This is a genomic window from Microbacterium marinilacus (assembly GCF_019753765.1).
Classification (GTDB): domain Bacteria; phylum Actinomycetota; class Actinomycetes; order Actinomycetales; family Microbacteriaceae; genus Microbacterium; species Microbacterium marinilacus.
Genome location: NZ_JAIJZW010000019.1, coordinates 12129 through 30359, shown reverse-complemented (window position 1 = coordinate 30359; position 18231 = coordinate 12129). Strand labels below are relative to the sequence as shown.

At 71.8% G+C, this 18231-nt stretch carries 28 protein-coding genes; 22 read left to right on the top strand and 6 right to left on the bottom strand.

What is annotated here, in order from left to right:
• From K5S26_RS18125 to K5S26_RS18060, 14 genes are all read left to right on the top strand, one after another.
• The coding region (locus tag K5S26_RS18125) for an integrase core domain-containing protein (RefSeq protein WP_221860196.1) at window positions 1-209 on the top strand (209 nt) is incomplete at its 5' end.
• A 250-nt stretch (window positions 210-459) separates the two neighbouring features.
• Entirely contained in the window at window positions 460-975 is a 516-nt protein-coding gene (locus K5S26_RS18120; RefSeq protein WP_221860839.1) for an Asp23/Gls24 family envelope stress response protein, read from the top strand.
• Window positions 972-1163, top strand: a complete 192-nt coding sequence (locus K5S26_RS18115; protein WP_221860838.1) for a DUF2273 domain-containing protein — start codon at window positions 972-974, stop codon at window positions 1161-1163. The genes K5S26_RS18120 and K5S26_RS18115 overlap by 4 nt, the downstream gene beginning before the upstream one ends.
• On the top strand, window positions 1160-1546 hold the full coding sequence (locus K5S26_RS18110; protein WP_221860836.1) for an NTP pyrophosphohydrolase: 387 nt from the start codon (window positions 1160-1162) through the stop codon (window positions 1544-1546). Before K5S26_RS18115 ends, K5S26_RS18110 begins: the two co-directional genes overlap by 4 nt.
• Window positions 1547-2131 (top strand): DNA/RNA endonuclease G, encoded by a 585-nt coding sequence (locus tag K5S26_RS18105; RefSeq protein ID WP_221860833.1) that lies wholly within the window; start codon window positions 1547-1549, stop codon window positions 2129-2131.
• A complete protein-coding gene (locus tag K5S26_RS18100; protein ID WP_221860831.1) occupies window positions 2128-2745 on the top strand; it encodes a hypothetical protein in 618 nt (205 codons plus the stop codon). Before K5S26_RS18105 ends, K5S26_RS18100 begins: the two co-directional genes overlap by 4 nt.
• A 36-nt stretch (window positions 2746-2781) precedes the next feature.
• Complete coding sequence (locus K5S26_RS18095; RefSeq protein WP_221860829.1) at window positions 2782-2994, top strand: hypothetical protein; 213 nt, start codon at window positions 2782-2784, stop codon at window positions 2992-2994.
• Window positions 2995-3086: 92 nt separating this feature from the next.
• Window positions 3087-3260: a CsbD family protein gene (locus K5S26_RS18090; protein ID WP_221860826.1), complete on the top strand. Its 174-nt coding sequence runs from the start codon at window positions 3087-3089 to the stop codon at window positions 3258-3260.
• Between the two features lie 71 nt (window positions 3261-3331).
• On the top strand, window positions 3332-3598 hold the full coding sequence (locus K5S26_RS18085; protein WP_221860825.1) for a GlsB/YeaQ/YmgE family stress response membrane protein: 267 nt from the start codon (window positions 3332-3334) through the stop codon (window positions 3596-3598).
• Window positions 3599-3716: 118 nt separating this feature from the next.
• Entirely contained in the window at window positions 3717-4283 is a 567-nt protein-coding gene (locus K5S26_RS18080) for an RNA polymerase sigma factor (protein WP_221860823.1), read from the top strand.
• Entirely contained in the window at window positions 4280-4900 is a 621-nt protein-coding gene (locus tag K5S26_RS18075) for an Asp23/Gls24 family envelope stress response protein (RefSeq protein WP_221860821.1), read from the top strand. Before K5S26_RS18080 ends, K5S26_RS18075 begins: the two co-directional genes overlap by 4 nt.
• A 2-nt stretch (window positions 4901-4902) precedes the next feature.
• Window positions 4903-5310, top strand: coding sequence for a hypothetical protein (locus tag K5S26_RS18070; RefSeq protein ID WP_221860819.1), 408 nt, complete (start codon window positions 4903-4905; stop codon window positions 5308-5310).
• Window positions 5311-5378: 68 nt separating this feature from the next.
• Complete coding sequence (locus K5S26_RS18065; RefSeq protein WP_281427387.1) at window positions 5379-5882, top strand: glutathione peroxidase; 504 nt, start codon at window positions 5379-5381, stop codon at window positions 5880-5882.
• Window positions 5863-6300 carry a DoxX family protein gene (locus tag K5S26_RS18060; protein ID WP_308123061.1) on the top strand — a complete coding sequence of 146 codons (438 nt, stop codon included), beginning with the start codon at window positions 5863-5865 and terminating at the stop codon, window positions 6298-6300. Before K5S26_RS18065 ends, K5S26_RS18060 begins: the two co-directional genes overlap by 20 nt.
• On the opposite strand, the gene soxR is transcribed toward K5S26_RS18060, so the two are convergent.
• Window positions 6297-6821, bottom strand: a complete 525-nt coding sequence (gene soxR, locus K5S26_RS18055) for a redox-sensitive transcriptional activator SoxR (RefSeq protein ID WP_221860817.1) — start codon at window positions 6819-6821, stop codon at window positions 6297-6299. The genes K5S26_RS18060 and soxR overlap by 4 nt on opposite strands.
• A gap of 86 nt (window positions 6822-6907) precedes the next feature.
• Here soxR and fdxA point away from each other — a divergent pair, with 86 nt between their 5' ends.
• The 3 genes from fdxA to K5S26_RS18040 all read left to right on the top strand — a co-directional run bounded on the left by fdxA (window position 6908) and on the right by K5S26_RS18040 (window position 8576).
• Window positions 6908-7231 carry a ferredoxin gene (gene fdxA, locus K5S26_RS18050; RefSeq protein WP_221860815.1) on the top strand — a complete coding sequence of 108 codons (324 nt, stop codon included), beginning with the start codon at window positions 6908-6910 and terminating at the stop codon, window positions 7229-7231.
• A gap of 150 nt (window positions 7232-7381) precedes the next feature.
• Window positions 7382-7873: a flavin reductase family protein gene (locus K5S26_RS18045; protein ID WP_221860813.1), complete on the top strand. Its 492-nt coding sequence runs from the start codon at window positions 7382-7384 to the stop codon at window positions 7871-7873.
• A gap of 76 nt (window positions 7874-7949) precedes the next feature.
• Entirely contained in the window at window positions 7950-8576 is a 627-nt protein-coding gene (locus K5S26_RS18040; protein WP_221860811.1) for a superoxide dismutase, read from the top strand.
• An 88-nt stretch (window positions 8577-8664) separates the two neighbouring features.
• Here K5S26_RS18040 and K5S26_RS18035 read toward each other — a convergent pair whose 3' ends face one another.
• Window positions 8665-9441 (bottom strand): SDR family NAD(P)-dependent oxidoreductase, encoded by a 777-nt coding sequence (locus tag K5S26_RS18035; protein WP_221860809.1) that lies wholly within the window; start codon window positions 9439-9441, stop codon window positions 8665-8667.
• An 84-nt stretch (window positions 9442-9525) separates the two neighbouring features.
• Between K5S26_RS18035 and K5S26_RS18030 the strand changes: the two genes are divergently transcribed.
• The 3 genes from K5S26_RS18030 (at window position 9526) to K5S26_RS18020 (ending at window position 11912) form a co-directional block, all read left to right on the top strand.
• Entirely contained in the window at window positions 9526-10077 is a 552-nt protein-coding gene (locus K5S26_RS18030; RefSeq protein ID WP_221860807.1) for a TetR/AcrR family transcriptional regulator, read from the top strand.
• A gap of 40 nt (window positions 10078-10117) precedes the next feature.
• Window positions 10118-11167, top strand: coding sequence for a 2,3-butanediol dehydrogenase (locus K5S26_RS18025; protein WP_221860805.1), 1050 nt, complete (start codon window positions 10118-10120; stop codon window positions 11165-11167).
• Window positions 11168-11372: 205 nt separating this feature from the next.
• Window positions 11373-11912, top strand: a complete 540-nt coding sequence (locus K5S26_RS18020; protein ID WP_221860803.1) for a YaeQ family protein — start codon at window positions 11373-11375, stop codon at window positions 11910-11912.
• An 8-nt stretch (window positions 11913-11920) separates the two neighbouring features.
• Here the strand turns inward: K5S26_RS18020 and K5S26_RS18015 are convergent, their stop codons facing one another.
• Window positions 11921-12781, bottom strand: coding sequence for an IclR family transcriptional regulator (locus K5S26_RS18015; protein WP_221860801.1), 861 nt, complete (start codon window positions 12779-12781; stop codon window positions 11921-11923).
• Between the two features lie 82 nt (window positions 12782-12863).
• On the opposite strand from K5S26_RS18015, the gene K5S26_RS18010 reads away from it, so the two are divergent.
• Window positions 12864-14480, top strand: coding sequence for an SLC13 family permease (locus tag K5S26_RS18010; RefSeq protein WP_221860799.1), 1617 nt, complete (start codon window positions 12864-12866; stop codon window positions 14478-14480).
• 112 nt (window positions 14481-14592) lie between these two features.
• On the top strand, window positions 14593-15981 hold the full coding sequence (locus K5S26_RS18005) for an aminomethyl transferase family protein (RefSeq protein ID WP_221860797.1): 1389 nt from the start codon (window positions 14593-14595) through the stop codon (window positions 15979-15981).
• Window positions 15982-16066: 85 nt separating this feature from the next.
• On the opposite strand, the gene K5S26_RS18000 is transcribed toward K5S26_RS18005, so the two are convergent.
• The 3 genes from K5S26_RS18000 to K5S26_RS17990 form a co-directional block, all read right to left on the bottom strand.
• Window positions 16067-16360 carry a hypothetical protein gene (locus tag K5S26_RS18000; protein ID WP_221860795.1) on the bottom strand — a complete coding sequence of 98 codons (294 nt, stop codon included), beginning with the start codon at window positions 16358-16360 and terminating at the stop codon, window positions 16067-16069.
• A 502-nt stretch (window positions 16361-16862) separates the two neighbouring features.
• A complete protein-coding gene (locus tag K5S26_RS17995; protein ID WP_221860793.1) occupies window positions 16863-17285 on the bottom strand; it encodes an arsenate reductase ArsC in 423 nt (140 codons plus the stop codon).
• Window positions 17286-17325: 40 nt separating this feature from the next.
• The gene (locus K5S26_RS17990; protein WP_221860791.1) at window positions 17326-18204 is read right to left on the bottom strand and encodes a metalloregulator ArsR/SmtB family transcription factor; all 879 of its coding nucleotides are present in this window, start codon (window positions 18202-18204) and stop codon (window positions 17326-17328) included.
• Between the last annotated feature and the right edge of the window lie 27 nt (window positions 18205-18231).

Here is an 18231-nt window from a genome sequence, read left to right as displayed (position 1 = left end):
CCACAAAGCCGCACTGCCCCTGGCAGAACGGCAAGGCCGAGCGCTTCAACCGCACCATGCAGGAATACTGGGCCTACCGCGCGCCTTACGCCTCCAACCAGCACCGCGCCGACGCGCTCGCCCCCTGGCTCGAGCACTACAACTACGCTCGACCACACACCGCCTGCGGTGGCCAACCCCCGATCAGCCGAGTGTCACCAACCTCATGACCGAGTACAACTAGCCCGTCGAGCCGGGAACCGCGTCGATCGAGCGGCCGCGAGTGCCATATGGCACTCCGCAGATGCGGGCGGGTGCGATATGGCACTCGCGAAGCGCGTCGCACCGAGGGCGATGCGATCCTCCACGAGTTTGTGACATCCGCCGCACTTCGTCCGTCTCACCTGTAGAGCGTGCTTCATCGCTCGTTGGGATGGCGTGGCCAGGGCGGCCGCGCCGCTGATTCTGGAGGTTGTTCTGATGGCTGCGGACGAGACGAACACGACTGTCGCTTCTCAGAGTGGGGCGCCCGAGACGCGTACGGCGGGCGCGCCGACGGTGACGTCGCGGGTGGACCGGGGGACGTCGGCTCCGCGTCCCGTGGACGGCGGCTCCTCCGCCGGCCGCACGACGATCGCGGAGGGCGTGGTCGCGAAGGTCGCGGGCATCGCCGCCCGCGAGGTGAAGGGCGTGCACGCGCTCGGCGGCGGCGGGGCTCGCGCTCTGGGCGCGCTCCGCGACGCGGTGAACGCGACCGACCTGACGCAGGGCGTGCGGGTCGAGGTCGGCGAGACGCAGGCGGCGGCCGACATCACGATCGTGGTGGACTACCCGACGCCGATCCAGGAGGTCGCCGAGAACGTGCGCGCCTCCGTCACGGCGGCGATCACCCGCCTCGTCGGCCTGCAGGTCGTCGAGGTCAACGTCGACGTGAACGACGTGCACCTGCCCACCGACGACGCGGCTGACGACGACGCCGAGTCGCGCGTCTCATGAGCGCGACGCTGGCCGGAGCGGCGGTCGGCGCCGTCCTGGCCTTCGCCGCACTGATCTTCGGGTTCTGGGGGTTCCTGCTGGTCGCGCTGCTGATGGCGATCGGCGCCCTCGTCGGGCGGCTCTTCTCGGGCCAGCTGGACCTTCGCGCACTCGCCGGGGCGTTCACGGGCCGGCGCACCTCGTCATGAGCGCCATCACCGTCGGGGCCCCCGCGCAGTTGAGCGCCGGAGCCCCGGCGACGGCGCCCGGCACGGTGCGCGTGCGCGAACGGGTGATCGACAAGATCGCCCGCGAGACCGCGGCCAAGGTCATCGGCGGGCCGCGGGACGACGTGAGCGTCGAGGTCTCGGAGTGGGGCGGCGGCCTCGCCGTGCGTGTCGCGGCGCGGCTGCCGATCCCCGACCTCGACGACACCGAGGCGATCCGCTCGGCGACCCCCGTGCTCGAGAGGGCGCGGCAGATCCAGAGCGCGCTCGCCGAAGAGCTCGCCCGGCTGACCGGGCGGCCGATCCAGCGGGTGTCGTTCGCGGTGACCGGGGCGACGGTGCCGCAGCGAAGGAGGGTGAGATAGATGTCCACGCAGGTGCTGAAGCGGGTGGTGCGTCGCGAGACGCACTCGCCGCGCACGGTCGTGACCGTCGTCCTGCTCGTGCTGATCGCGCTCGCCGCCGTGTACACCGGGGTCGAGATCGTCCTGAGCCTGGCGGGCGCCGGCCCGCTGCTGGTGGCTCCCGGCGCCGCGCTCGCCTGGCTGGTCGCGCTGCCGGGCGCGCAGCCGCAGTCGGCGGTCGTCGCCGGCGCCGCGGTCGTCGCGGTGATCGGCGTGATCCTCGTCTGGCTCGCGCTGAGCCCCGGCCGGCTGCCCAAGCATCAGCTCGGGCTGTCGGAGCACGCGGTCGTCGTCGACAACGGCGTCATCGCCTCCGCCGTCGCCGAGCGCGTGCGGCGCGAGCTCGATCTGCCCCGCGACGGGGTCGTGGTGGGCATCGGGCACCGGGGCGCCGACGTCACCGTGCGCCCCGAGCCCGGGCGTCGGATCGACAGGTCGGAGGTGCGGGAGGCCGCCGAGGCGGAGCTGCAGACCTACTCGTCCTCGCCGGCGCTGAAGGTGCGGGCGCGCGTGCAGCGCACCGCCGAGACGGAGGGTGCGTCATGAACGGCACGAATCGGGTGGTGAACAGGATCGTCCTGCTCGTGGTGGGAGTGGTCCTGCTCGCCGGGGGCGCAGCGACCGTGCTCGCGGCGACCTGGCCGGTGGCCGGGGACGTCTGGTCCACCGCGACGTCGTCGGCGGTGGACGGGATGATCGGCGCCGACGAGCGGACGCGCCTGTCCGACGCGACGACGGCGAGCGGGCTCGTGCTGGCGGTGCTCGCCGTGCTGCTCCTGATCGTCGTGGTGGCGATCGTCGTCATCGCGAAGCTGGGCGGCGGACGCACCGGCACGGTGATCCGGGCGGAGGCCGCCGAGGGGGCGCAGGGGCCGGTGACGATCCGGCACGGGTTCGTCTCCGACGCGATCACGCACTCGCTCGCCGGCCACGACGAGATCCTCTCGTCCCGCGTGAGCGCCCGCCGCGTGAAGGGCGACGACGTGCTGCACATCAGCGTCACTCCGCGGCGCAACACGTCGCCGGTCGACGTCGCCGACACGGTGACGCGGCTGGTCGACAACCTCGCGACGCTGACGGGCCAGGCCACCCCGACGTACGTCTCGATCCACTCGGGCGTGCGCGCACGACTGGCCGCCGACCAGCCCCGCGTGAACTGATCCCGCCCCGCGGGAACGAATGAAGGGAACGGTGCGATGCGCAAGAACATCCTGATCCTCGTGGTGATCGTGGTCGCCGCCTACCTGATCGGCGTCGAGTCGGCCAAGTCGAGGGGCAAGAACTACGAGGACCTGAGGCATCAGCTCGAGCGGCTCTGGACCAGCCCCGACGCGAAGAAGTCGCGGCGTCGCATGGCCAAGCAGGCGCGCAAGTCGATCGACAAGGCGCGAAAGAGCCTGCTCGGCTGAGGCCCGGCCGGAGCCGAGCACGGACCAGGCAGGCGCGCCTGCCACAGATCACGGCCCTCGAGAGGCGAGGACCGACGGAGAAAGGAAGAGGTATGAGCGCAGGAGACAAGATCAAGGCCGCCGCCGACAAGGTCGCCGGTCAGGCGAAGGAAGCGGTCGGCAAGGCCACCGACAACGACGAGCTCGTCGCCGAGGGCAAGGCCGACCAGGTCAAGGGGCACGTCAAGGACGCGGCCGAGGACGTCAAGGACGCGTTCAAGAAGTGACCCGTGCCGGGGCGGGCGGTGATCCGCCCGCCCCGGCCACCCATCGACACACTCAGGAAAAGGACTCTCTCGTGGGCTTCTTCAGTTTTCTCCTCCTCGGCCTGATCGCCGGGGCTCTCGCCAAGCTGATCCTGCCGGGCAGGCAGGGCGGCGGATGGCTCGTCACGCTGCTGCTGGGCGTCGTCGGCGCCATGGTCGGCGGCTGGCTGGGCGGGCTGGTCTTCGACGTCGACCTGCAGGGCTTCTTCTCGCCCTCCACCTGGCTGCTCGCCATCGGCGGGTCCATCCTGGTGTTGCTGGTCTACGGCCTGATCACCGGGCGTCGTGCGAAGAACTGACGGTTCCCACAACACCCCACGATGATGAGCCGACGTCGGATAGACCAGGGCATGGGGGCGGCGCCACCGCCCGCTGGCCCTCGCCGGAGAGGGCCCCTTCGCTTGAGGGGGACGAAGGATGAGCAGTGATGACTTCCGCGATCCGTTGGAAGGCGCGGACGACTGGATCGTCGCGGGACGAGCAGCGGACGGAGACACGGCCGCGTTCGCGGTGCTCGTGCGGAGGTACGCGCCCATGATGCGCGCCTACGCCCGCCGCATCCTGCCCGGCACCGCCGACGTCGACGACGTCGTGCAGGACGCGTTCATCGTGGCGTGGGAGCAGCTGCCGAAGCTCGACGACACCACGAAGGTGAAGTCGTGGCTGATGCGCATCACGAGCCGGAAGGCCGTCGACCGCATCCGCGCCACCCGGGCCCACGCCGACGTCGCGGACGTCGAGCTGCCCGCCCCGGACGGCACGGCGCCGTCGCGACAGGCGGAGACCCACGCCGAAGTGGCCGCGCTCGGCGCCGCTCTGCGGCGCCTTCCCGCCGAGCAGCGGGAGTGCTGGGTGCTGCGCGAGATCGGCGGGTACACCTACGAGGAGATCGCCGCAGAGCTGCGGATCCCGCTCTCGACGGTGCGGGGGCTCCTCGCCCGGGCCCGGAAGGACATCATTGTTCGGATGGAGCAGTGGCGATGAGCGAACACGACACCCCCGGACTGCCCGGCCTGGGCCTCGAGCCCGAGGACCTCGACGGCCACACGATCGACGAGCTCTCCGACTACCTGGACGCCGGACGGCAGCCCGCCGACCCGTCCATCGACCAGTCGCCCGGCTGCCGGATCGCGCTGGACGCGCTGGCGAGGCTTCGCGCACTCACCCCCGACCTGCTCGCCGCGGACATCGCCGCGGAGCCCGAGCCGGACGAGGCGTGGGTGCAGGGCATCCTCGCCGGCATCGCGCTCGACGCGCGGGCCGGGCGTCGCATCCCGATCCGCTCGACGGTGCCGGGCGCAGACCTCGGGATCACCGAGGGAGCGGTGCGCGGGCTCGTGCGGGCGGCGGAGGAGGTCGTGCCGGGAGTGCTCGTGGGCAGATGCTCGCTCGACGGGGACGTCGCGGAGCCGGGAGCGTCTCTGCGCGTCGGCGTCGAGGTCAGCGTGCCGTACGGGCAGCCGATCCCCGACCTCGTCGACCGCCTGCGGGCCGAGATCGCGGCCCGCCTGGCGGCGCACACCGAGCTCGAGGTCGCCGGCATCGACATCAGCGTGCGTGACGTCCGGCAGACGTCGGGGGCGACGGGGGAGGGAAGATGACGATGTCACAGGAGCAGCTGCTCGCGACGGCCGTCGAGACGGCGATCCGATCGGTGCCGGGAGTGGCGGGGGTCTTCCGCGCCGGCACCACGGTGTCGAAGCTGGTCGACGTGGGCGCCCGGCTGGTCGGGGCGAAGGACGAGGCGGCGCCGCTCGTGCGCATCGAAGAGTCGGCCGACGGCGGGCGGGTCGACGCCGCGATCGGCGTGCAGGCCTCGGCCGGCGCGGTCGACACCGTGCACCGCGTGCACGCGGCGGTCGACGCCGCGCTCGTGCAGCACGGCGTCGTGCCGGCCGAGATCCGCGTCACCGTCGTCCACGTCGACGGAATCGCGTCGCCGGGGCCCCTCTCGCCGGGGATACCTGCATCATTGAGAGAGGACGGCCAGGAGCACGCGCCAAGCTGGTGACGACGCGAGACGGCGCACCGCGGCCGGACGTCATCCACCCGCCACTCGGGCTCTGGAAGGAGCACACGATGGAACGACTGCAGGACATCCCGGTCACCACCCTGCGAGGCGAGGAGACCACGTTCGGGAAGCTCTCGGAGGGCCGGGTCGCGCTGGTGGTGAACGTCGCCTCCCGGTGCGGGCTCGCGCCCCAGTACGAGCAGCTCGAGGAGCTGCAGCGCCGCTTCGGCGACCAGGGCTTCACCGTGATCGGCTTCCCCAGCAACCAGTTCCTGCAGGAGCTGGGCTCGTCGGACGCGATCGCCGACTACTGCTCCGCGACGTGGGGCGTGACCTTCCCCATGACCGAGAAGGTGCGGGTCAACGGCAAGAACGCTCACCCGCTGTACCAGCAGCTCACGACGGTGCCGGACGGCGAAGGCAAGGCGGGGAAGGTGTCGTGGAACTTCGAGAAGTTCCTCGTGCACCCCGACGGGCGCGTGAAGCGCTTCCGCCCCCGCACCGTGCCGGACGCCCCCGAGATCGTCGGCGCCATCGAGGAGTGGACGTCCAGTGACGAAGCGCGCGCGTGAGCGCCGCGCCGAGCGCCGGAGTCGCAACGCCCGCGCGACGGTGCGCGTGCTCCTCGGCGCCGTGCTCGCCTTCGCGGGCGTCGCTCACCTGACGTTCGCGCGCGACGAGTTCCGCGCGCAGGTGCCGCCCTGGGTGCCGGTCGACGAGGACTTCACGGTCGTCGCCTCCGGCGTCGCGGAGATCGCCCTCGGCACGGCGCTCGCCAGCGGATGGCGGGGGCGCGAGGTCGGCGCCGCGGTCGCCGCGTTCTTCGTCGCCGTCTTCCCGGGCAACGTCTCGCAGTGGCGGAACCGGCGCGACGGCTTCGGGCTCGACACCGACCGCAAGCGGCTGCTGCGCCTGCCGTTCCAGATCCCCCTCATCGCCGGGGCGCTGTGGTCGACGCGTCAGCCGGGTGTGCGCGGCCGGCACTCCTAGCGCTCGTCGCGGAGGCCGGCGGTGCCGGCGTCGTCCGGCACCGCGAGGCGTCGCGGGCCGCTGCCGGCACGGCTGAGCTCGTCGTCGGGGTTCAGCAGCGAGCAGGCCTTCATCGAGAGGCAGCCGCAGCCGATGCATCCGGTCAGCTCGCGTTCGAGTTTCTCGATGCCCTCCCGCCGCTCCTGCAGCTGCAGCTTCCAGCGCCTCGACGCGCGTTGCCACTCCTCGTGCGTGGGCGTGCGGTCGAGCGGCACGTCGGCGAGGGCCGTCTGCACGTCGCCGAGGGGGATGCCCAGGCGCTTGGCGACGGTGATCAGCGACACCCGGCGCAGCATGTGACGCGGGTAGCGGCGCTGGTTGCCGGGCGTGCGCACCGCGGCGATCAGGCCGAGCCGCTCGTAGAAGCGGAGCGCGGAGACGGCCACGCCGGTGCGGCGGCTCATCTCGCCGATCGTGAGCAGCTCGTCGGGGCTGCGGTGGTCGCCGTCGGCGGTGTCCTCGCCGACCGTCTCGCGTGCCATGGCGCCGTCCTCTCCTTGACCTGAAGTTTAGTTGAGGTCTTACGCTCGACCGGCAGCTGTGCTCCGAGGGCTGGGAGGTCGTGGAGGTGACGTATGTGATCGCACTGCCGTGTGTGGACGTCAAGGATCGAGCGTGCATCGACGAGTGCCCGGTCGACTGCATCTACGAGGGCGAGCGCAGCCTGTACATCCATCCGGACGAGTGCGTGGACTGCGGGGCGTGCGAGCCGGTGTGCCCGGTGGAGGCGATCTACTACGAGGACGACCTGCCCGAGGAGTGGCAGGACTACTACAAGGCGAACGTCGAGTTCTTCCGCGAGCTGGGGTCGCCCGGCGGGGCCGCTCGCCTCGGCCCGGTGGAGGCGGACCATCCCCTCGTCGCGGCGCTCCCGCCGCAGGCGTCGGAGTGACCCTGGGCGCATCCCGCGCCCGCGGGGTGTTGCGCTGTGTGACCGCGCTCGTTGACCTCAAGCGCCCTTGAGGTTTTACGGTCGAGAACGTCGTCGCATCCCCGACGCGACGGGGCGACGACTCGAAGCAATCGAAAGAGGTGCCCGGCAGTGTCGACGCTTGTTGAGGATTTCAAGGCTGCGTTCCGCGGCCACCCTGCGGGGGTCGCGCTGATCACCGCGCAGACCGCGGACGGCCCGGTCGGCCTCACCGCGTCGAGCGTGGCGTCGGTGTCGGTCGACCCGCCCGCGCTGTCGTTCTCGGTGACGAAGACCGAGGGATCCGCCGGGGGCGTCCTGGCCGCACCGAGCTTCCTGGTGCACCTGCTCGGCGAGAGCCACGCCCCGGTCGCCGAGGCGTTCGCGCGCTCCGGCTCGCCGCGCTTCACGCCGGAGCAGGGGTGGGCCGCGTTGTCGTCCGGCGAGCCCCACCTGACGGACGCGCCGGTCGCCCTGCGGGCCCGCGCGCTGAGCGTCGTGCCCTCCGGCTCGTCGCGCCTGGTGCTCGCCGAGGTGATCGGGGTGCATCACGGCCCCACGTCGCCCCCGCTGATCTATCAGAACCGCCGCTTCCTCAGCCTGCTGCAGACCTCGCACGCCTGATCGCCGCGGCCGGTCCGCGGCCCTCTCGACCACACCCGTTCGACCACACCTGTTCGACCACACGAAAGGAACGACAATGACCGCCTACACGCTCCCCGAGCTGCCGTACGACGTCGCCGCGCTGGAGCCGCACATCAGCGCGACCATCACCGAGCTGCACCACGACAAGCACCACGCCGCCTACGTGACCGGCGCGAACACCGCTCTCGAGCAGCTCGCTGCGGCGCGCGAGTCGGGAGAGTTCGCGAACATCAACAAGCTGGAGAAGGACCTCGCCTTCAACCTCGGCGGGCACACGAACCACTCGATCTGGTGGACGAACCTGTCGCCGGACGGCGGCGACAAGCCCACGGGCGAGCTCGCGTCGGCCGTCGACGACTTCTTCGGCTCGTTCGACAAGTTCCGCGCGCACTTCACGGCCGCAGCGCTCGGCGTGCAGGGATCGGGCTGGGCCGGGCTGTTCTGGGACTCGATCGGCCAGAACCTCATCGTGCAGCAGTTTTTCGACCAGCAGTCGCAGTTCGCGGCCGGGACCGTGCCGCTGCTGCTGCTGGACGTCTGGGAGCACGCGTACTACCTCGACTACCGCAACGTGCGCGCCGACTACGTCAAGGCCTTCTGGAACATCGCCAACTGGGCGAACGTGCAGGAGCGCTTCGACACCGCGCGCGAGAAGACCACGGGGCTGCTTGTCGCGAGCTGACCGTGTGCGCCGTACGGCCGCGGGGCGAGGGAGAGACCTCGACCCGCGGCCGCCGTCGTCACCGGGGCGCTGATCGCCTGACCCCGCCTCAGCCGAGGAACGGGCGCAGGTCGGGGTATCCCGTCGTGGCCCACGCGCCGTCCACCACGATGTTCTCGCCGTTGACGTAGCCGGCCTCCCGGGAGGCCAGGAAGAGGGCGACCGAGGCGATCTCGTCCGGGTCGGCCGCGCGTCCCGCGGGGATGCGCTCGAGGTACGCCTCCTGCACGCCGGGGGCCGACAGCAGTCCGCCGGTCAGGGGCGTCGCGACGAGGCCGGGGGAGACCGCGTTGACGCGGATGCCCTGTCCGCCGAGCTCGAGGGCCGCGTTCTTCGTGAGCATCACGACGGCCGCCTTCGCCGACGCGTAGCCGGCGCCGAAGTGCATCGGCACCTGCGAGTTCAGCGACGCGATGTTGACGATCGACCCCTGCTTGCCCTCGGCGAGGAACTGCTTGGCGCCCAGCTTGGTGCCGAGGAACGCGCCGTACAGGTTGAGGCGGATGTTGAAGTCCCAGGTCGCGAGGTCCATGTCGACCACCGAGCCGGGCTTCGACCCACCGGCGACGTTGAAGACCGTGTCGATCGTGCCGAAGCGCTCGACGGCCGCGGCGAACAGCGCCTCCATGCCCTCCTCGCTCGTCACGTCGGTGCGCAGCCCTGCGACGTCCGGGCCGAACGTGTCGGGCGCCGCCGCGACCGCCTCCTCGTTGATGTCGGCGACGAAGACCTTCGAGCCGGCCGCGACGAGGCGGCGGGTGATGGCCGCGCCGATGCCGGAGACGCCTCCGGTGACGACCGCGACGCTGTTGTCGAACCCTGTCATGACTGCCCTTCCGCGGGCCTGCGTTGGCACCGCTCCCGTCGGGAAGGATAGCCCTATCTGACAGGTGTCGGATAGGATCGAGGCATGGACGTCCGGTTCCTGCGATCGCGGGACAGCCTTCGCGCGGCGGTGCTCGACCTGACGACCGAGACCCCCATCGCCGACGTCACCGCGTCCGCCGTCTGCCAGCGCGCCGGCGTCACGCGCGACACGTTCTACCGCCACGCCGAGAGCCCGCTCGACCTGCTGGCGGAGGCCCTCGCCGACGAGATCGCCGAGGTGATGGACGGCCTGCCGGGGCAGCGGACCATCGGCGACGGCGAGCGCGCGCTGATCGAGCACGTGCACCGCAGGTCCGCGGTCTACCGCAACACCATGCACCCCCTCCTGGCGGGGCCGGTGCGCGCCAACCTCGACCGGATGATCCGCCGCGGCCTGCAGACCTGGGCGGGTCTTCACCCGCGCATCCTGCCGCCCGCGTTCGCCGACGACCCGCAGGCGCTCGAGCTCGCCGTGGCCTATGCCGCGGGGGGCACCGTCGGGGCGATCGAGGAGTGGCTGCGCCGGGGCGACGACGACATCGACCGGGCCGTCCGGCTGATCCTCGCCGCATCGCCCGAGTGGTGGCTGCGCTGAGCGAGCCCCGGAGACCGGGGCATGAGAGAAGGAGAACATCATGAAGGCAGCGGTCTTCCACGCCGCTCAGGACCTCCGCATCGAGGACGCGCCGGAGCCGGCGCCGGGCCCGGGCGAGGTCAAGCTGCGCAACGCGTTCGCCGGCATCTGCGGCTCCGACCTGCACGTGTACTACACGCCCGAGGCCGCCGGGCTCGACTTCGAGCACCCCCACCCCGTCACCGGATCGACGCTGCCGCAGATCCTCGGCCACGAGTTCTCGGGCACCGTGGTCGAGCTCGGCGAGGGCGTCACCGACGTGAAGGTCGGAGACCGCGTCGCCGTCTGGCCGATCTACTACTGCGGCACGTGCGCCGCCTGCCGTCGCGGCATGTACAACGCCTGCCGCACGATCGGCTTCCACGGGCTCAGCTCCCACGGCGGCGGAATGGCTGAGTACACCACCGTGCCCGCCGCCAAGGTGCACGTGCTGCCGGAGAACGTCGACCTGCGGATGGGCGCGCTGGTCGAGCCGATGGCCGTGGCGTGGCACGCCGTCTCCCGCAGCGGCGTGAGCGCCGGCGGCACGGCGCTGGTCGCCGGCGCGGGCCCGATCGGCATCGGGGTCTGGCTCGGGCTGCGCGCACGCGGCGTGACCGACGTGCTCGTGTCCGAGCCGAGCGCGGCCCGGCGGGCCACCATCGCCGCGCTGGGCGCTCGCGTGGTCGACCCGGTGAACGACGACCTCGCCGCCGCCGTCGCCGAGCTGACCGACGGCGACGGGGTGGACGTCGCGTTCGACGCCGCGGGCGCCGGCCCGGCCGTCACGTCGTCGCTCGCGAGCCTCGCGCCCGGGGGACGCGTCGTGGTGGTCGCGATCCACGAGCGTCCGATGGAGTTCCTGCCCACGCAGCTGGTGATGGGGGAGACCGAGATCGCCGGCGCCCTCGCCTATGCGCCCGAGGACTTCGACGCGGTCATCGCCGCGATGTCCGAGGGTGCCTACGACACCACCGGCTGGGTGGACGAGGTCGGTCTGGAGGGCGTCGTCGACGCCATCCACTCGTTGCGCGGGGGCCTCGGGGCGAAGATCCTCGTCAAGGCGGGCTGACCCCGCGTGCCGGGGCGTGAGCGAGAGCCGCCACGCCCCGGGTGGTGGGGCCCGCGACCCGAACGCGGAGCCCCACTCGAGGAGGCGCCGGGACTGTGCCCCTGCCCGGCGCGTCTTCGACGTTACGCACCGCCGGCGGCGCGCACATCCGCCTAGAGGATGACTATGAACGAAGGCATCGCCGCCGCCGCGTAGGGTCGTCCTCATGGCGCTTCCCGCGACGATCCACACGTTCGACGTGCAGCTGGCCGACGTGGACCGCGGCGTCTACGAGGACGTCGCACTGCGGGTCGCGCGGCACCCGTCCGAGACAGACGCGAACATGCTGATGCGTCTGCTGGCCTACTGCCTCGAATACGAGGAGGGCATCGCGTTCAGCGAGGGCATCTCGTCGACGGACGAGCCGGCGGTGCTGGTGCGCGATCTCACCGGCAGCATCACGGCGTGGATCGAGGTGGGAGCCCCCGATGCGGAGCGGCTGCACCGCGGCAGCCGCCTCGCAGACCGCACCGTCGTGTACACGCAGCGGGAGCCTGCGCGGCTGCTCGCATCGTGGGCGGGCAAGCGCATCCATCGCGCCGACGAGCTCGTCGTGCACAGCTTCGACGCGGGCTTCGTCGAGGGCGCCGTCGCCGCGATCGAGCGGCGCAACTCGATGACCGTGTCGGTCACCGAACGGCAGCTCTACCTCGACCTGAACGGCACCGCCCTCGGCACGGAGGTGCACGAGCACCGCCTTCCCTGAGCCCGGCGTCAGCGCGAGCGCGTGCGGCGCTCGAGGTAGCGCATCGACTCGGCGGACGAGCTGACCAGCGCCCGCAGCGAGCCGCCGGGAAGCGCCCGCGGATGCCCGGCGGGCAGATAGGCGCGCAGCAGCGCGTCGGAGATGCGGTGAGCGGTCTCCTGCATCAGCGATGCGGTGCGCCGGTGCGGGCCGCCGTCGTTCGGGACGACCGCGCCGAGCGCGCCCACCACCACGTCCTCGGATCCGCGGATCGGCACCGCCAGCCCGCGGGATGCGGGGTGTATCCAGCCGTCGGTGAGCGCGTACCCGCGACGGAGCGTGGCGTCGATCTGCGCGCGCAGCGCCTCGGCGTCGCGGGGACCAGCGGACGTGATCGGCTCGACGCGCTGCGCCAGCACCGCCTGGGCGAGCTCGGGCTCGCCGAACGCGAGGAAGACCAGCCCGCTCGACGAGTGCTGCATCGCGACGCGTCCGCCGACGATCGAGCCGTTGACCACGGCGTCGGGGGCCGACAGGCGCTCGATGATGAGAACGTCCGTGTCGATGCGCACCGCCAGCTGCACGTGCTGTCCCACGAGGTCGTGCAGCCGCCGCAGGTACGGCTCGGCGATCTCGCGCAGCCCGAGGGCCCCGGGCGTCTTGCTGCCGATCTCCCAGAGCCGGTTGCCCAGACGATAGGTGCGTCCCGATCCCTGCTCGAGCAGGCCGTGCGAGACCAGCTCGGCGACGATCCGGTGCACCGAGGACAGCGGGATGTCGGTGCGGCGGTGGATCTGCGTCAGGGAGAGGAAGGGGTGATCGGCGGTGAACGCGTCGAGCACCGCGAGCACGCGCGTGAGCGCGGACGCTCCCTGCGACGACCGGGCCATGTCGGATCAGCCTCCTCGCTCATCCCGATGGGACGAACCTACCGCCCGCGCCCGCTGGACCGGCCGTCGCTACGCTGAACGCATGTACGAGCTCGTCGCGACCCTCGTGATCCTCGGGCTCGCGATCGTGGCGTTCGCGACCAACCGGCTGCCGCTCGCCATCGTCTCGTGCGGCGTCGCGCTGGCCCTGTTCGGCGCCGGCGTGCTGACGCTGACGGAGGCGCTCGCCGGGTTCGGCGACCCCACGCCCGTGTTCATCGCGACGCTGTTCATCGTCAGCGAGGCGCTCGACCAGTCGGGCGTGACGGCGTGGGCCGCCCGCCGCGTCACGGGCCTCGCGGGCACGCGTCGGGGCCGCATCACCGTGGTCGTGTCGCTGATGGTGGCCGTGCTGACGGCGTTCATCAGCATCAACGGTGCCGTCGCGGCGCTGTTGCCGATCGTCGTCGTGGTGGCGGTCAAGGCGGGCGTCGCGCCGTCTAAGCTGCTCATCCCGCTCGCGTTCGCCGCGCATGCGGGATCGCTGCTCACCCTCACCGGCACCCCGGTGAACGTGATCGTCTCCGATGCGGCGGTCGCCGCGGGCGGCCGGGCGTTCGGGTTCTTCGAGTTCGCGCTCGTCGGCCTGCCGCTGCTCGCCCTGACCGTCGCGATCGTCGTGGCGTTCGGCGGGCGCCTGCTGCCGGATCGGCGCGGACGCACGCTCGACCTGGCGACGGACCCGGGGGAACACGCGGTGCGCCTGCGCGAGAGCTACGACGTGAGCATCGACACCGGCACGATGTTCACCTCCGACGCCGGCGTCGTCGAGGTCGTCATCCCGCCGCGGTCGGTCTACATCGGGCGGCGGGTCTACCCCGGCATGACCACGGTGCGCGAGGACCTCGTCATCCTCTCCGTGCGTTCGTCCGCGCGCTCGTCCTCGGGCTCCGAGCGCGCGTCGGCCGAGGAGCCGGGATCGGACCCGGCGGCGGGCCGCGGCTGGACCCTGCGAGCGGGCGACGCGGTGCTGGTGCAGGGGCCGTGGGATGCGCTCGAACGATACGTCTCGCAGCCCGACGTCGTGGCGGTCACCGCCCCGCGGTCGCTGCGCCGCGGCATCCCGCTCGGGCACGGCGCCCGGCGCGCCCTGACGATCCTGCTCGCGATGGTGGTGCTGCTGGCGACCGGGCTCGTGCCGCCGGTCGTGGCCGGGATGCTCGCCGCGGGCGCGCTCGTGCTGACGCGCGTCGTGTCGATCGGCGACGCCTTCCGGTCGGTCCAGTGGTCCACCGTCGTCCTGATCGCGGGGATGATCCCCCTCGCCACGACGTTCGTGAAGACCGGGGCCGCCGAGCTGATCGCGGACGGCATGCTCGCGACGGTGGGGGCCACGGATCCTCACCTCGTGCTGCTCGCGCTCTGCGTCCTCACCGTGCTGCTCGGCCAGGTCACGAGCAACGTCGCCACCGTGCTCGTCATGCTGCCGATCGCGACCTCGCTCGCCGCGACGCTCGACGTGTCGGTGCAGCCCTTCATGATGGCTCTCACCGTGGCGGGCGCCGCGGCTTTCTTCACCCCGATCGCCACGCCGGTGAACACCATGGTCGTCGACCCCGGCGGCTACCGCTTCGGCGACTACTGGCGCCTCGGGCTGCCGCTGACGATCGTGTGGCTGGCGGCCGCGGTGCTGTACGTGCCGCTGATCTGGCCCTTCTGATCCAGCGGTGCCGGTGGTCTTCGCATCAACGGAAAGTGTCCTTCCTCCCGCGGAGGACGCGTTCCTAGGCTGACCGCGTCATCCCGCCCCTCTCGATCGAAGGAGATCGATCATGACAGAGACGCTCGCCCAGGCGCTCTCCCGCGTCGGAGACCCCGTCCAGCTGCTGCGCAACGTCGACTATCCGGCCTTCACCTTCCCGGTGCACCCGGAGTTCTCGAACTGGCGCTCCGAGTCGCGCTCGTGGAACGAGACCGTCGCGCTGATGGACCAGTCCCATCACATGACCCAGCTGTTCCTGACCGGCGAGGACGTCGTGGAGGTGCTCAGCGGCATCGCGGTCAACACGTTCTCGAACTTCCGTCCCGGCGTCGCGAAGCAGCTGATCTCGGTCGACCATGACGGACACGTCATCGGCGACGGCATCCTGTTCCACCTGAACCACGCGACGGCGCAGGGCGAGCGGATCGTGCTGATCGGCCACCACGTGCTGATCGACTGGGTGCGGTTCCACGCCGAGCGCGCCGCGGCCGACGGTCGCGACATCGCCTACCGCCTCGAGGGCAACTCGAACATGCGTGAGGGCGACCCGACGTTCTACCGCTACGAGCTGCAGGGCCCGCGCGCCCACGACGTGCTCGAGAAGCTGCTGGGCGGTCCCGTGCCGGAGGTGAGGTTCTTCCACATCGCCGACTTCGGCTTCCGCCTTCCCGACGGCGGGACGACGACGGTGCAGGGACTGCGACACGGCATGGCCGGCCAGCCGGGCTTCGAGTTCTTCGGCCCGTACGCCGAGGGCGAGACGGTGCGTCAGGCGCTGCTCGAGGCGGGGGCCGAGTTCGGCATCGTGCGCATCGGCTCGAAGGCGTACTCGGTCACGCCGCTCGAGTCGGGCTGGGTGCCCACCCCCTTCCCCGCGATCTTCTCCGACGACCCGCTGTTCGCCGCCTACCGTGAGTGGCTGCCGCTGGCGCGGGCGGGATCCATCGGCGGATCGCTGAACGGGCCGGTCGACGACTTCCTGCTGACGCCGTACGACCTGGGTCTCGGCCGGTCGGTGAACTTCGACCACGACTTCATCGGCAAGGAGGCGTTGCAGCGGATCGCCGAGTCGCCCGCCCGCCGCAAGGTGACGCTGATCTGGAACGCGGCCGATGTCGCGTCCGTCGTCGAGTCGCAGCTCACGCCCGGCGCGCCCGCCAAGTACCTCGAGTGGCCCAAGGCGCGCTACGGCTTCTACCAGTTCGACGACGTGCACCAGGACGGCCGCCGCGTCGGCGTCTCGACCGACGCCGGCTACGTCGCGTACGACCAGCTCTACCTGTCGCTCGCGTCGGTGGACGTCGACGTGCCCGAGGGCGCCCAGGTCGAGCTGCTGTGGGGCGAGGAGCCGAACTCGTCGAAGGGCAACGTCGAGGCCCACGCGCAGGTGCGCATCCGCGCCACCGTCGCCCCCGCGCCGTACCACGACTACGCGCGCACGACGTACCGCGACCTCTGAGCGCCCTTGGTCGCTCCACAAACCGGTGCCGGCCGGCCCTTATGAGTCTCCATAAGGGCCGGCCGGCACCGGTTCTGCGCGGGGTCTATCCGTCGAGCTCGTGGTCGTCCTCGCCCTCTGCCTGCGAGGGGTGGCCGTCGGGACGGAGCGCGTTCACGTCCGGCGCGTGGCCGGCGTCCGCGCCGTCGCCCGGCCTGTCCGTCGGAGGCTCGGCCATCCCTGTCTCGTCGGGCACCTCGGCGGGCTCGTCCTCGGCGATCACCGGATGCTCGCCCACGTTCAGGTCCGGGTCCTCGCTGACGAGGTCGTCCTCGGGGCCGCGCTTGTCGTCCGTCGTGCCGGGGTCGCTGTCGCCCGGTCCGTTCTGCGTGCTGCTCATCGATGCACCTCCCGTGTCGATGACTCCAACCTGGCGGACGTCCGACCGCGACGGGAGGGGCTTGACTTCGTCCCGGGCGACAGCGAGGCCGGCATCCGGACAGCGCGGGAGACGCCGGATGCCGGCCACGCCGGCCGGGCGGGCGAGGCCGTCGACCTCGCCGTGGAACGGGTCAGCGGCCCGCTGACCGACGACCAGACGGGAGAGTCAGAAGTCCTCGCCCTCGGCCTGCGAGGGGTGCTTCTCGAACCAGTAGGGGAGTCCCTCGTGCTGGAGGGCGTCGACGTCGATGTCGTTCATCTCTTTCTCCTTCTCCGGGCCTGCTTCAGGCCTTCCTCGTGATCGTGGCCCCGGCGCTGGGGGCACAATCAGGATCCCGGGGGCGGAGCGCCGCGGACCGGAGATCTGCGGGAAAGAAACGACGATCTTGTGGAAAAGAAGAGCGTTTCGCGACTTTTCCCGTGCTCGACGGCGCAAGGCGCCGGTGCGGGCACGGGTTCGGCTAAGACGAGCGGAGCGTCTGCTCGTGCGTGAGCTGCGCGATGAGCGCCTGCACGCGGCGGCGGATCTCGTCGCGGATGGCGCGCACGTCCTCGAGGTCCCTCCCGGCGGGATCGTCGAGCTCCCAGTCCTCGTAGCGCCGGCCCGGGAAGACCGGGCAGGCGTCGCCGCACCCCATCGTGACCACCACGTCCGACTCCCGGACGGCCTCGGGCGTGAGCGTCGCGGGCACCTGCCGCGAGATGTCGATGCCCTCCTCAGCCATCGCGCGCACGGCGACGGGGTTGAGCTCGTCCCTCGGCTGTGAGCCCGCGGACAGCACACGGATGCGCTCGCCCGCGAGAGCGCGCAGGTAGCCGGCGGCCATCTGCGACCGGCCCGCGTTGTGGACGCAGACGAACAGCACCGTCGGAGGGGAGGTCACGACAAGAGCATAGATGCTTGTCTATGCTTTTTCTGCGGGGTCAGGCGCCCGGCAGGATCTCGTCGAGCAAAGAGCGGACGCGGCGCTCGATGTCGTCTCGGATCGGGCGGACGCCGTCGAGCGGCAGGCCGTCCGGGTCGTCGAGCTCCCAGTCGAGGTAGCGCCGTCCGGGGTAGATCGGGCAGGCGTCGCCGCAGCCCATCGTGATGACGACGTCCGCAGCTCGCACGGCCTCGTCGGTGAGCGGCTTGGGGAACTCGCCTCCGACGGGCACGCCGATCTCGTCGAGCGCCGTCGCGATCGTCGAGCGCATGTCCGGGGCGGGCAGCGAGCCTGCCGTGCGCACGCCGACCCGGTCGCCCGCCAGGTGGCGCAGGATCGCCGCCGCCAGCTGCGAGCGGCCGGCGTTCTGCACGCACACGAACAGCACCTCGGGCTTCTCGGGCCGAGGCGTCTCCGCCCGCGCCAGCGCCTCGAGGCGCGCCGCCGCGAACGCCGCGGTGCGGGACGCGAGCTGGCGCGGAGGGGCGTCTCCGCGCGAGAGCAGCTCGAGGCTCTCTCGCACGTAGGCGTCGACGGTCTCCGCGTTGAAGGTGCCGCGGAAGCGCAGGGCCAGGTCGGCGGCGATGCGGCCGATATCAGGGCTCGTCGCGGACGGCTGCGCGCCGACGAGCGACGCGACCGTCTCGACGCGGTCGGGGGCCACCGCGAACCACGCACGGCGGCCGTCCTGCGCCCGCGTGACGAGGCCCTCGGCGAGCAGCGCCTTCATGTGGTGGCTCACGGTCGGCTGACGCAGGCCCAGCGCCTCGGCCAGCTCGCCGACGCGGGCACGGCTGTCGGGGGCGGTGAGGATCAGACGAAGGATGCGGGCGCGCGTCGGGTCCGCGATGGTCGCCAGCGCGGATCCCTCATCCATAGACGGCAGTCTATTCCGGGCCCGTGT